Genomic DNA, 12,848 nt, shown 5'->3' on the forward strand with positions numbered 1-12,848 from the left:
GGTGACGAAAGACGATATGGATCACGCCGCCCTCTTCGCCTGCGGCGCCGGGGTCTTGGGCTTGTAGCGGCAGAGGTCGATCACCGGGCAGCGCCAGCATTCGGGGGTGCGCGCCTTGCAGATGTAGCGGCCGTGGAGGATCAGCCAATGGTGCGCGCCGACGCGGAAGGGCGCGGGGGTTTCCTTTTCGAGCTTCTTCTCGACCGCGAGCACGGTCTTGCCCGGCGCAAGGCCGGTGCGGTTGCCGACGCGGAAGATGTGGGTGTCGACCGCAAAAGTCTCCGCCCCGAAGGCGCAGTTCATCACGACATTGGCGGTCTTGCGCCCGACCCCCGGCAATTCGACGAGCGTGTCGCGGTCGGCGGGCACCTCGCCGCCATGGTCGCGCACGAGGATTTCGCTGAGTGCGATGACATTCTTCGCCTTGGCGTTGAACAGCCCGATCGTCTTGATGTGCTGCTTGAGCCCGTCCTCGCCGAGGTCGACCATCTGCTGCGGCGTCTTCACCTCCTGAAACAGCTTGCGCGTCGCCTTGTTCACCCCGACATCGGTCGCCTGCGCCGACAGCACGACCGCAACGAGAAGCTGATAGGTGTTGCCATATTCGAGCTCGGTCTCCGGGCTCGGGTTGAGCTCGGCGAGGCGGCGGTAGAATTCGAAGATGTCGGCTTTCTTCATTGCGGCGCGGGGGCATTCGCCGGCGGATGCGCCGCCTTCCAGTCCATCGCCGCGCGCACGCGGCGTTCGACCGACGGATGGTCGTAGAAGATGATCTCTTCGACCGTGCCGGGGCGCGGGCTGCGATATTCGGCGGTCTTGACGAGCGCGGTCGCGAGCGCGTCGGGCCGGTTCTCGGTCTTGAGCGAATAATGGTCGGCCTCGCTCTCGTCGACGCGGATCAGCGTGTTGGTAAGCGGCAGGGTGACGAGGCCGAAGAGCGAGAGAAAGAACATCAGGACCGGAAAGCCGCGCGGGTCGCCAACGCCCGCGTCGCTGCCGAACCAGCGCGCGAGGCGCGGAAAGAGCCGGTCGGCGGCGAAGAAGAGCAGGATCGCGAGCCCCGCGGAAACGAAGACCATCCGCCAGATATGGCCGAGCACATAATGGCCGATCTCGTGCCCCGTCACCGCGCGCACCTCGTCGAGCGAGGCCTTGCCGAGCGCGACGTCCGAAATGGCGATCCGCGCCGAATGGCCGATCCCCGAAACATTGGCGGTGAAATTGTTCGACTGGCGCGACCCGTCGAACATATAGATGCGGTTGGCGGGGATGTCGGCCTTCGCCGCCATCTCGACCAGCGCATCGCGCACCGGCCCGGCGGGAACGGGCTTGTAATCGTTGAACAAGGGCTCGATCAGGATCGGCGAGACGAGCAGGAACGCCGCGATCGCCGCGGCGGCGAGTCCGCCCGACCAGATCCACCAGCGCCGCCCGGTGCGGCGGATCAGCACATAGACGCCAAGGAAGAAAAGCCCGCCGAGCAGCGCGGTGAGCAGCGTCGAGATCGCCGACTGACCGAGCCAGTCGCCGAGCGGCTGGCTGGTGCGGCCATAGGCACTTTCGCGCCCCCAGCCGGTGTAGATGTCCCACGGCAGGGTGAGGATCGTCGAGAGCAGGAAGAAAGCAGCGCAGAGCAGCCACGTCCGCAGCGCCCAGCCGCGCTTTGCGAGCCGCGCGTCGATCCGGTCGAGGATGCGCAGGCGGACGAAGAGCAAGGTGACGACCGCCGAGACGACGAGCCCCCAGAGCAGCAGCCATTCGTTGCCGGTGGTATAGGCCTCGGCCTTGGCGAGCGCCGCCGGGCCGAGGCCGTCGATATAGGCCCGCGTCGCGGTCGCCGGATCGAACGCCATCTATCTTTCCCCCATATTCGCCGGGTTCAGAGCCCGAGCACCTGCGGCATCGTGTAGCGTCCCGGCTTCTGACGGACCAGCCACAGCGCCGCCTTCACCGCGCCGCGCGCGAAGATCATCCGGTTCTCGGCGCGGTGACCGAGCGTGATCATCTCCTCCGGCCCCGCGAAGATCACGTCGTGATCGCCCGCGACGGTGCCGCCGCGCAGGCTCGCGAAGCCGATCTTGCCGTGGCCGCGCGCGCCGGTGACGCCGTCGCGGCCGCGTTCGGAGCATTTCGCGAGGTCGATCCCGCGCCCCTCGGCCGCCGCCTGCCCGAGCAGCAGCGCGGTGCCGCTCGGCGCATCGACCTTGTTCCGGTGGTGCATCTCGACGATCTCGATATCCCAGTCGGCATCGAGCCGCGACGCAGCCTCGCGCACTAGATGCGCGAGCAGAGTGACGCCGAGCGAGGTGTTGCCGGTCTGGAGCACCGCGATGTCCTTTGCGGCATCGTCGATCAGATAATGGTGGCGCTCATCGAGCCCGGTGGTGCCGACGACGATCGGGGTCTTCGCCGCCACGCAGGCGTCGAGCGTCGCCTCGAGCGCCTTTGGCGAGGAAAAATCGACAAGCACGTCGGCGGCCGCGGCGAGCTTCGCGACATTGCCGCCCTTATCGATGCCGCAACTGCGCTGCCCCGCCTCGGAAATGGCGGCGGCGAGCGCGACGCCCATCCGCCCTTCGCTGCCGATAATGCCGATGCTGGTCATGACTCGCTGCCCCCTATCCATTCTCCCCTTAGACCCTCGGGTCGCGCGAAGTCGAGATGCGGTTCGGCTTTCGCCTCCGGGGTGACGAAGAGATTAGGGATCGGTTCCAGCATCTCGACTTCGCGCGATGCGAACGGATATGGGAGGTCCATGAAGACTATTCAGAATATCGTGATCCTGACCGGCGCGGGCGTGTCGGCCGAGAGCGGCATCGACACCTTCCGCGACGCCGGCGGCCTGTGGGAACAGCATCGCGTCGAGGATGTCGCGACCCCCGAAGCCTTCGCGCGGAATCCCGACCTGGTGCTGCGCTTCTATGACGAGCGGCGCGCGGCGATCCAGACCAGGGAACCCAATGCGGCGCATCGCGCGCTGGCGCGGCTCGATGCCGAATGGCCGGGCGAGCTGCTGATCGTCACCCAGAATGTCGACGACCTGCACGAGCGCGCGGGGGCGAAGCGGCTGATCCACATGCACGGCGAGCATCTGAATGCCTGGTGCACGATCTGCGACGCGCGGATGCCGTGGGCCGGAGCATTGCTCGATCGGCCCGCCTGTCCGGCGTGCCAGGCGGCGGGAAGCCTGCGCCCCGACATCGTCTGGTTCGGCGAGATGCCGTACCGGATGGACGAGATCTACCACGCGCTGAACCGCGCCGACCTGTTCGTGTCGATCGGCACCTCGGGCGCGGTCTATCCCGCCGCGGGCTTCGTCCGCGAAGCCCGTGCGTCGGGCGCGCGGACGCTCGAACTCAACATGGAGCCGAGCGAGGGAAGCCACTGGTTCGACGAAGCGCGGCAGGGGCCGGCGACGGCGCTGGTGCCGGCGTGGGTGGAGGCGATGCTGGGACAATAGCCAAGGGCGGCTCCCTCAATTTTTCTCACACAAAGACACAAAGAGGGTGGTTTCATCATAAGCCGTTCGCCCTGAGCTTGTCGAAGGGCCGTTCTTTCTTTCAACGCCGCAGAAAGAACGGTGCTTCGACAGGCTCAGCACAAACGGATTTGAGAGGGGCACCCTCTTTGTGTCTTTGTGTGAGATTTTCTCAACGCCGCACCGCGAAGAAATCCTTCAGCAGCCCCGAAGCCTCGCCCGCGCCAATGCCCTCGTAGATTTCCGGTCGGTGGTGCACCGTCGGCTGCGCGAAGAGACGCGGGCCGTGGGCGATCGCGCCGCCCTTGGGATCGTCGGCGCCGTAATAGAGGCGCGCGATTCGCGCGTGGGCGATGGCGCCCGCACACATCGCGCAGGGTTCGAGCGTCACATAGAGGTCGCAGCCATCGAGGCGTTCATTGCCGAGCTTTGCCGCCGCGGCGCGAATCGCGACAATTTCGGCGTGCGCGGTCGGGTCGTGCGATTCGCGCGGACGGTTGTGGCCTTCGGCGATGACCGTCCCGTCCTTGACGATCACCGCGCCGACAGGCACTTCGCCCCACTCTGCGGCGATGCGCGCGAGGTCGAGGGCGCGGCGCATCGGCTCGGGAAGGGGGAAGTTTGCGGCCATAATCCCGCCTATGCGCTTGACGAATCTCCTGCAAGCCGATAAGCGCGCGCCTTTCCCGGCCCATCCGGTCCTTTCGGTGCCTTCTGGCCCACCCCGGACGCCGCCCATTGATTCGAGGAAGAAGATCATGTCGCGCATTTGCGAACTGACCGGCAAGGGCCGCCAGGTTGGCCACAATGTCAGCCACGCCAACAACAAGACCAAGCGCACCTTTCTGCCCAATCTGCAGAATGTGACCTTGCTGTCGGACGCCCTCGGCAAGGGCGTGAAGCTGCGCGTGTCGACCCACGGCCTGCGCACGGTCGAACATAATGGCGGCCTCGACAACTGGCTGCTCAAGGCCGGCGACGACCAGCTTTCGGCGAACGCCCGCAAGGTCAAGAAGGACGTCGCGAAGAAGCTGGCCGAAAAGGCCGCCTGAGCTTCTCCATCCTTCGTATCGCAGAAGGCGGCCCGGTCTACGGCGCCGCCTTTTTGCTGTCCGGCAGGCCGACAAGCTCGAACTCGACGAGCAGGCTGCGCTGCCAATTGTTGAAATTATTGTCCGAGACGAGCCACAGCAAGGTGCGCCCGCCGCGGCGTTCGACCGCCGCGCCTTCGTAATTGTCGGCGAGCGCGGCGGGGACGCGGCCGATCGTCCGCGAGGTCAGCCGCGCGCCCGGCCGGATCGCGGCGGGATCGACGATGCCGAGGATCGTCGTGAAGACAGGATCGAGCCCGAGCCGGCGGTGGACGAGCAGGATGCGCCCGTCGGGCAGCGGCGCGGCGTCGCTGACCAGCCCTTTCCCCTGTGAATCATAGAAGAAGCGAACCGCCTTCATCCCAGGCTCGGCGGGATCGCCGGTGAAGAGCAGCGCCTCGCGGCCGCGCGGATCGTCGTCGGCGTCCTCGGAGAAGATGATGGTGCGTCCGCCCGCGAGGCGGACCATCGCCTCGGGTCCGCGATTGGACGGCCAGAACGGCCGCGGCAGGCGCGCGCGCGATTCGATGCGGCCGAGCGCCGGGTCGAGCCGCCAGACCTGGTTGAGCCCCTCGAGCGCCACCCAGCTTTTGCCGTTCGCGGGATCGAACGCCATCGATTCGACGTCGCGCTGCGACTTGCGCTGCGACGGGGCGCCGCCGAGCGGCAGCATCGCGATGCGCGCGTCCGATACCGCGCCGCCGGCGGCGATCGTCAGCCGCGCCCAATAGCCATTGTCGGAAACAAGCTGGAACCGATCGGGACCGAGGATCGCGAGCGCCGAAAATCCGCCGAAAGCGTCGTTCGGACTGACGAGGCGCCAGCCGCGCACGAAGCGCAGCATCCCCGCCTGTCCCGCCGGATAGCGGAGCGGGCGCGCGGCGACTTGCTGCGAGGTGAGATCGACCGGCGAACGATAGTGCCGCGTGCCGGGCACGGGGCCGAGCGCGAGGAAGATCAGGGCGGCGAAAAGGAGGCGGCGCATCGGCGCGGCGATAGGACGCGCGACCGGGCCCGGCAAGATGCCTCCCCCCCCCAAGATGAACGGCAGCCGACAGCGATGTTCAGGCTTCACTCAAAGCGAATCGGGCAAAAGGGCATCATCGATCCACAGCCCCCAAGGGCCTGACGACGAAAGAAGGAGAACGACGATGAAAAAGATGGTGACCCTCTCGATCGCCGCCCTGATGTCCACCGCGACGCTGGGCCTTGCGACGCCCGCCGCGGCACAGAACGGCTATTACAGCCGCGACGGCTATTCGAGCTATGACGCGCGCTACAATCGCGACAACCGCCGCTATGACCGCCGCTATGACCGCCGCGACTATCGCAATTACGACCGCCGCGATTACCGCAACTATGACCGCCGCGATCATCGCAACTACCGCAATTATCGCCAGTGCGACAACGGCACCGGCGGCACGATCATCGGCGCGATCGCCGGCGGCCTGGCCGGTCACGAGATCGCCGGCCGCGGCGACCGCACCGTCGGCACGATCATCGGCGGCGCCGTCGGCGCCATCGCCGGCCGCGCCATCGACAAGGGTAATGACGGCTGCCGCCGTTAGGGGGCAATGACGGCTGCCGCCGTTAAGGGCCCGCCCGTTAAAGGGGAATGACGGCTGCCGCCATCAAGGCAGACCCGACCCCCAATAAAAGACTCTCCCCCTTCGCCCCGTCCGGCCGCGCCGGACGGGGCTTTGCTGTCGGTGGGCGGACTTGCCATCGCGCCCACCGGGGCCTAGGTTCGCGCGCAAGTGCACGTCCGCAAAACGGCGGACGCGTGAGTCAGAGACAGGTCAACATAGCCATGCGGCAAATGGCAGCGCCTTCAGGGCGATCGCCGCGGCCGGGTTCGCAGATGGGCCCGCCGGCGAGCCGAAGACAGAAAGGGGAAACTCCGCCCCGCCCCGTGCCGGTCGTCCGGCCCCGCAGCTATGCCGCGATCGACCTTGGCACCAACAATTGCCGGTTGCTGATCGCGCGCCCGCACGAGGGCGAACTCGTCGTCATCGACGCTTTTTCGCGGATCGTACGGCTGGGCGAAGGATTGCACGCGACCGGACGGATCAGCGAGGCCGCAATGGACCGCACCGTTGCCGCGCTCGCCGTCTGCGCCGACAAGCTGCGCCGCCGCCACGTCACCCTGTCGCGCGCGGTCGCGACCGAGGCGTGCCGCCGCGCGGTGAACGGCACCGAGCTCGCGACGCGCGTCCGGCGCGAGACGGGCATCGTCCTCGACATCATCTCGGCTGCCGAAGAGGCGCGACTCGCCGCGCTCGGCTGCCACAATCTGATGGAACCCGGCGAAGGGCCGGCGCTGATCTTCGACATCGGCGGCGGCTCGACCGAGTTGATGCATGTCGACGTGTCGGACCATGACGTGAAGATCCACGATTGGATCAGCGTGCCGTGGGGCGTCGTGTCGCTGACCGAACATGCCGCGCCGGGCGAGGACAGCCTGGCCGCGCGGCAGGCGAGCTATGCCCGGATGCGCGAAGTAACCCGCAGCGCCTTCGCCGCCTTCGCGGATCGCGCCGAACGCTTCGCCGACCAGCCGCTGCGCCTGCTCGGCACCAGCGGCACGGTGACGACGCTCGCCAGCGTTTTTCTCGAGCTGCCGCGCTACGACCGGCGCGCGGTCGACGGGATCGCGGTGCCCGCCGCCGCGATGCGCGACATCAGCCGCCGCCTCGCCGAGGCCAGCCTCGACGCGCGCGCCGAGATCGCCTGCATCGGACGCGAGCGCGCCGACCTGGTGGTTGCGGGCTGCGCGATTCTGGAGAGCATCATCGACCTGTGGCCCGCCGCGCGCGTCGGCGTCGCCGACCGCGGCATCCGCGAGGGCATCTTGCGCACGCTGGCGATGCAGGGCCGCGACATTCCGGTTACCCGGCGCGAGCATCGCAAATGAGCGGGGGCAAGGGTGGCAAGAGCGGCGGCGGTCGCGGCGGCCTGCATGTGCGGGTCAAGACCGCGCGCAAGCGCACCGCCTCGTCGACCCGCTGGCTCCAGCGCCAGCTCAACGATCCCTATGTCCGCCGCGCGCAGGCCGAGGGATATCGCTCGCGTGCCGCCTTCAAGCTGATCGAGCTCGACGAGAAATTCGGCCTGCTCAGGAAAGCGCGCGCGGTGGTCGACCTGGGGATCACTCCGGGCGGCTGGTCGCAGGTCGTGCGCAAGGCCAATCCGCGCGCGCGCGTCGCCGGCATCGACCTGCTCGCCTGCGAACCGATCGAGGGGGTCGCGATCCTCGAGATGGATTTCATGGACGACGCCGCCCCCGACGCGCTGATCGAGGCGCTGGGCAGCGCCCCCGATCTCATCATTTCGGACATGGCGGCGAACACCGTCGGCCATCCGCAGACCGATCATCTGCGCACCATCGGGCTGGCCGAGACCGCGGTCGATTTCGCGGTGCAGAATCTGCAACCCGGCGGCGCCTTCGTCGCGAAAGTATTCGCAGGCGGCGCCGACCGCGAACTGCTGACCGTCCTCAAGCAGAATTTCGCTACCGTGAAACACGCCAAGCCGCCCGCAAGCCGCAAGGGATCGCCCGAACTTTATGTGATCGCGCAGGGTTTCAAGGGGCGACGCGGGGAAGACGGCGGCGCGGACTGACGGGCGGATGGAACGGGTGTTTTGGGGTGGGAAGCTACCCTCCCCCCCTTCGTCATTCCCGCGAAAGCGGGAACCCAGTGTGAGGTTAGCCGACGCGCGCTCTGGGTCCCCGCTTTCGCGGGGATGACAAAATTAGGAGATGCCGGGCATCCGCAATCGGCCCTTTTCAGACCCTCATCCCTTCCAATTCCGCCCGTCGCCGCTATCATCGAAGGTCCATCGATTATCGGGGGAAATCACATGCGTAGCGGGATTGCATCGCTGACCGTCCTCTCGTTGCTGCTCGCGGCATGCGGCGGCGGAGGGTCGAGCGGCGGCGGTGGCGGCGGGCCGGTCACCGTCACCCCCACGCCGACCCCAACACCCACGGCAAGCTGCGGCCTCAGCGCGCGCCAGTCCTTTGCCAAGGCCGTGATCGACGAATGGTATCTCTTCCCCGGCGATGTCGCGACGAACGTCAATCCCGCGAACTTCGCCGACGTCCAGACCTATATCGACGCGCTCGTCGCACCGGCGCGGGCGCTGAACAAGGATCGCTATTTCACCTATGTCACCTCGATCGCCGAGGAAGAGGCCTTCTTCACCAACGGGTCGAGCGCGGGCTTCGGCGTCCGGCTCGCCTATGATCCGACGATCCAGCGCGTGATCATCGCCGAGGCGTATGAAAATGCCCCGGCGCTTGCGGCGGGAATCGATCGCGGCACGCAGATCGTCGGCATCGGCACCAATGCGTCGAACGTCCGCGCCATCTCGGCCATCGTCGCCAGCGAGGGCACGCAGGGGATCACCAACGCACTGGGGGCGAGCGATCCGGGGGTCACGCGTGTGCTGCGCATCGTCGAACCCGGCGGCGGCACCCGCGACGTTTCGGTGACCAAGGCCGATTACGACCTCGACCCGATCTCCGACCGCTATGGCGCCAAGATCATCAGCGAAGGCGGGCACGCTTACGGCTATGTGAACCTGCGCAGCTTCATCAGTTCGGCCGACCCGCAGCTTCGCGCCGCCTTCCTCAATTTCCGCAACCAGGGGGTGACCGACGTGGTCATCGACCTGCGTTACAATGGCGGCGGGCTGGTTTCGACCGCCGAGCTGTTCGGCGACCTGCTCGGCCGCAACCGCGCGGCGAGCGACCTGTTCTCGCAGACCAATTTCCGCGCGTCGAAAGCGGGCAACAATACGCGCCACACCTTCACGACGCAGCCCGAGGCGATCGCGCCGACGCGCATCGCCTTCATCGGCACCGGATCGACCGCCTCGGCGAGCGAGCTCGTGATCAACGGGATGCTGCCTTACCTCGGCACCAATATGACGCTGGTCGGCAGCAACACCTATGGCAAGCCCGTCGGGCAGATCGCGCTCGACAAGAGCGAGTGCGACGAACGGATGCGCGTGATCGCCTTTGCGACCGGCAATGCGGCGAGCAGCGGCGACTATTTCGACGGGCTGGCGCCGAAGATCGGCAACAGCTGCGCGGCGGACGACGACCTGTCGCTGCCGCTCGGCGATCCGCGCGAAGCCTCGGTGCGCGCGGCGATCGATTTTCTGGCGGGGGCAAGCTGCACGACGCACATCGCCGAGGCGGGCGCGTCCGCGCAGAGCCGCAGCGTCAGGATGGCCGCCGAGCCCGAGATGCTGACGCCCGCAAAGCCTCGCGCGGCGCAGCGAGAGTTGCCGGGGCTGTTCTGACGAAACGTCGGCTAAGGGGTGGGGAGCGGACATTCCCCACTTTCGTCATTCCCGCGAAAGCGGGAACCCAGTGTGGGGTTAGCCGACGCAAGCTCTGGGTCCCCGCTTTCGCGGGGATGACAAAGTTAGGAAAGGCCGGGCGTCCGCTTCCGGTCGCTAGCAACCATTGCCCCCAGAACCCAGCCGAACCGCTACCCCTAGACTTTCCGGCCCGATCGATTATATACCGTTCGTTATGGAAAGTGATATCGCTACCCCGGTCAAGGGGCGCCCCCGCGAATTCTGTGTCGACAAGGCACTGGCCGAAGCCCTCCACGTCTTCTGGGCGAAGGGCTATGACGGCGCGTCGATGGCCGACCTGACCGAGGCGATGGGGATCACCAAGCCCAGCCTCTATGCCGCCTTCGGCAACAAGGAAGCGCTGTTTCACAAGACGCTCGACCTCTATGAGACCGAGAAGCTCGAATATACCCGCGCCGCGCTCGATCAGCCGACCGCGCGCAAAGTGGCGGAATATTATCTGCACGGCGCGCTGATGACGCACGCGGGGACCACCGATCCCAAAGGATGCATGGGCATTTTGAGTTCGCTCGCGTGCAGCCCCGAAGCCGAGTCGATCAAAGCCGACGTACTGGGGCGCCGCGCCTCGTCGCAGCGCGCGCTGGTCGAGCGTTTCGAGCGCGCGAAGGCCGAAGGCGACCTGCCCGCGCATGTCGACGCGCAGGGACTGACCAGCCTTCTCTATGCGCTGCTGCAGGGCATTTCGGTCCAGGCCGGCGCGGGCGCGACGATGGACGAGCTCGAGCGGCTGGTCGATACCAGCCTGGCGCTGTGGCCGAGCCGGTAAAATATATTTGTAACGGTCGGTATAAAACGCCTTGACAAGATGAACGGTGGATTTATATACCACATAGTACAGATGGTCGGAATGACCGCCGCGCCGCAAGAAGCGCGGATGCACTCCGCCCCCGCTGTGCCGGCCTGATCCCCGGGCCAACCCAGACAGACATGTTTCGCAGGATCGCGCACCACCGTCGATGACGGGGGAACGGTTTCCCGCATCCAGACTCTCCCCTCGCCGGGCGCAAGCGTTCCGGGGCGTGCGCCCCCTTGCGCCCGGCCAATATCCACGGAGGACCGACCATGGCCTATCTTGCCCTGACCGACGGAGCCGCCGCCCTCGCGCCGGCTTCCGCCTTCTCCCCGACATTTTCCCCCGCAGCGCCGAAAGCCGATAGTCCCGCAGGCTTTTCGGCGCTGGAATGGTCGGTCGTGATGCTTGCCCGTCACGACCGGCCATCGAGCCTGCGCGAGCCCGGCCGGGTCGCGAAATGGCTCGGGCGGATCTTTGGCGACGCGGTGAACCGCCGCCTCGCCGATCCGCGGCTCGAAGCGCTGCGCCGGATGGCGGTGCTGACCTGGCACCACAGCTATTCGGTGCCGAAGGCCGAACTCAAGGCCTTCTTCGCCGCGGGTTTCAGCACCGATCATTATGAACTGCTGGGCAAGCGCGTCGCCGAAGTCCACGTCGCCCGCCTTTTCCGAAAGTAGACCCATGAACATGCTCTCCCCGATCCGGCCCCCCTTGGAGTCCGAGGAGACGGCAGACGCCGCCCTCACCCCGACCCAGCCCCCGCGCCGCTGGCGCCGGACCCTGCAGATCGGCCTGCCGGTCGCGCTCGTTCTCGCCGGCGGCTGGGGCCTGACCCACCGCGAGGCGCCGGCCAACGCCGCACCGCCGATCCCGATCGTCACCGTCGCGGCGCCGCTGGTGCGCGACATCGACGAATGGGACGATTATGTCGGCCGCTTCGAGGCGAGCCAGGCGGTCGAGGTGCGCCCGCGGGTCTCGGGCCAGCTCGTCGGCGTGCATTTCACCGACGGTCAGATCGTCCGCAAGGGCCAGCTTCTCTTCACCATCGACCCGCGCCCCTTCGCCGCCGCGCTCGCCGAAGCGCGCGCCGAAGCGGCCAGCGCGCGCAGCGATCTGGCGCTTGCGCAAACCAACCTCGCGCGCGCCAACCGGCTCGTCGCCGACGATGCGGTGTCGCAAAGCGACCTCGACCAGCTCGGCGCCAAGCTGCGCGCGGCGTCGGCCGCGCTTGCCGCCGCCGATGCGCGGGTGCGCTCGCGGGCACTCGACATGGAGTTCACGCGGGTGCGCGCGCCGATAAGCGGGCGCATCTCGGACCGCCGGGTCGATGCGGGCAACCTCGTCGCCGCGGGCGAAGGCAGCGCCGGCAGCCTGCTGACGACGATCAACGCGCTCGATCCCATTTATTTCAGCTTCAACGGCTCCGAGGGCCTGTTCCTGAAAGCCAAGCGCGCCGAGGAAGCGGGCGCCAGGGGAACCGAGGTGCAGATCAGGCTGCAGGACGAAGCGACATACAGCCGCACCGGCCGGCTCGATTTCACCGACAACGGCATCGACCCGCGATCGGGAACGATCCGCGGCCGCGCGGTGATCGCCAATCCCGACCTGTTCCTGTCGCCCGGCATGTTCGGCAACATGCGGCTGGCGAGCGGCGCCAGCGAACGCGCGCTGCTCGTTCCCGATGCGGCGGTGCAGACCGACCAGGCGCGCAAGACTTTGCTGGTGGTCGGCAAGGACGGTCAGGTCGCGGCGCGCGAGGTCCGGCTCGGCCCGGTCGTCGATGGCCTCCGCGTCGTGCGCGGCGGCATCGCACCGGCCGACCGCGTCGTGATCACCGGCACCCAGCTCGCACAGCCGGGCACGAAGGTGCAGACGCGCGCGGGCAGGATTACGCCGGTCGCACAGGCCGCCGCGCCGCCGAGTCAGGCGCTGGTCGGCGAGGCCACTTTCGCGCGGTGACGCCTTGAAGCCCCTCCCTTCAGGGAGAGGGGTTTGGGGAGGGCCTGTCACCACCCTCCCCGCTGCGACTAGCGGGCAAGCCCGCAAGTCTCGCTACCCCTCCCGCAAGCGGGAGGGGGCGAATTGAAACCACAAT

At 67.5% G+C, this 12,848-nt stretch carries 14 protein-coding genes; 9 read left to right on the forward strand and 5 right to left on the reverse strand.

All coding sequences use genetic code 11. The annotated features are described in order from the left end of the window. Window positions 1-21 precede the first annotated feature (21 nt). The 3 genes from nth to dapB are packed head-to-tail and all read right to left on the reverse strand — an operon-like array spanning window position 22 to window position 2,605. The gene (gene nth / locus VHO04_RS16940; RefSeq protein ID WP_329629410.1) at window positions 22-678 is read right to left on the reverse strand and encodes an endonuclease III; all 657 of its coding nucleotides are present in this window, start codon (window positions 676-678) and stop codon (window positions 22-24) included. After that, complete coding sequence (locus tag VHO04_RS16945) at window positions 675-1,853, reverse strand: M48 family metallopeptidase (protein WP_329629411.1); 1,179 nt, start codon at window positions 1,851-1,853, stop codon at window positions 675-677. Before VHO04_RS16945 ends, nth begins: the two co-directional genes overlap by 4 nt. A gap of 26 nt (window positions 1,854-1,879) precedes the next feature. Further along, window positions 1,880-2,605, reverse strand: coding sequence for a 4-hydroxy-tetrahydrodipicolinate reductase (gene dapB, locus VHO04_RS16950; protein WP_329629412.1), 726 nt, complete (start codon window positions 2,603-2,605; stop codon window positions 1,880-1,882). A 150-nt stretch (window positions 2,606-2,755) separates the two neighbouring features. Here dapB and VHO04_RS16955 point away from each other — a divergent pair, with 150 nt between their 5' ends. After that, window positions 2,756-3,460: an NAD-dependent deacylase gene (locus VHO04_RS16955; RefSeq protein ID WP_329629413.1), complete on the forward strand. Its 705-nt coding sequence runs from the start codon at window positions 2,756-2,758 to the stop codon at window positions 3,458-3,460. A 190-nt stretch (window positions 3,461-3,650) separates the two neighbouring features. On the opposite strand, the gene tadA is transcribed toward VHO04_RS16955, so the two are convergent. Then, window positions 3,651-4,109, reverse strand: a complete 459-nt coding sequence (gene tadA, locus VHO04_RS16960) for a tRNA adenosine(34) deaminase TadA (RefSeq protein ID WP_329629414.1) — start codon at window positions 4,107-4,109, stop codon at window positions 3,651-3,653. Window positions 4,110-4,236: 127 nt separating this feature from the next. Here tadA and rpmB point away from each other — a divergent pair, with 127 nt between their 5' ends. Further along, entirely contained in the window at window positions 4,237-4,530 is a 294-nt protein-coding gene (gene rpmB, locus VHO04_RS16965; protein WP_257547249.1) for a 50S ribosomal protein L28, read from the forward strand. Window positions 4,531-4,567: 37 nt separating this feature from the next. Here rpmB and VHO04_RS16970 read toward each other — a convergent pair whose 3' ends face one another. Next, window positions 4,568-5,554, reverse strand: a complete 987-nt coding sequence (locus VHO04_RS16970; RefSeq protein ID WP_329629415.1) for an esterase-like activity of phytase family protein — start codon at window positions 5,552-5,554, stop codon at window positions 4,568-4,570. Window positions 5,555-5,720: 166 nt separating this feature from the next. Between VHO04_RS16970 and VHO04_RS16975 the strand changes: the two genes are divergently transcribed. The 7 genes from VHO04_RS16975 to VHO04_RS17005 all read left to right on the forward strand — a co-directional run bounded on the left by VHO04_RS16975 (window position 5,721) and on the right by VHO04_RS17005 (window position 12,712). Next, window positions 5,721-6,137, forward strand: coding sequence for a glycine zipper 2TM domain-containing protein (locus VHO04_RS16975; RefSeq protein WP_329629416.1), 417 nt, complete (start codon window positions 5,721-5,723; stop codon window positions 6,135-6,137). Between the two features lie 242 nt (window positions 6,138-6,379). Further along, entirely contained in the window at window positions 6,380-7,483 is a 1,104-nt protein-coding gene (locus VHO04_RS16980; RefSeq protein WP_414713132.1) for a Ppx/GppA phosphatase family protein, read from the forward strand. Continuing rightward, on the forward strand, window positions 7,480-8,190 hold the full coding sequence (locus VHO04_RS16985; RefSeq protein WP_329629417.1) for an RlmE family RNA methyltransferase: 711 nt from the start codon (window positions 7,480-7,482) through the stop codon (window positions 8,188-8,190). The genes VHO04_RS16980 and VHO04_RS16985 overlap by 4 nt, the downstream gene beginning before the upstream one ends. 240 nt (window positions 8,191-8,430) lie before the next feature. Beyond that, window positions 8,431-9,879, forward strand: a complete 1,449-nt coding sequence (locus VHO04_RS16990) for a S41 family peptidase (protein WP_329629418.1) — start codon at window positions 8,431-8,433, stop codon at window positions 9,877-9,879. 235 nt (window positions 9,880-10,114) lie between these two features. Beyond that, entirely contained in the window at window positions 10,115-10,726 is a 612-nt protein-coding gene (locus tag VHO04_RS16995; protein WP_329629419.1) for a TetR/AcrR family transcriptional regulator, read from the forward strand. A 296-nt stretch (window positions 10,727-11,022) separates the two neighbouring features. Continuing rightward, entirely contained in the window at window positions 11,023-11,430 is a 408-nt protein-coding gene (locus tag VHO04_RS17000; RefSeq protein ID WP_329629420.1) for a hypothetical protein, read from the forward strand. Between the two features lie 4 nt (window positions 11,431-11,434). Then, a complete protein-coding gene (locus VHO04_RS17005; protein WP_329629421.1) occupies window positions 11,435-12,712 on the forward strand; it encodes an efflux RND transporter periplasmic adaptor subunit in 1,278 nt (425 codons plus the stop codon). Window positions 12,713-12,848: the final 136 nt, after the last annotated feature.

It is taken from the genome of Sphingopyxis sp. (assembly GCF_036261875.1).
GTDB lineage: Bacteria > Pseudomonadota > Alphaproteobacteria > Sphingomonadales > Sphingomonadaceae > Sphingopyxis.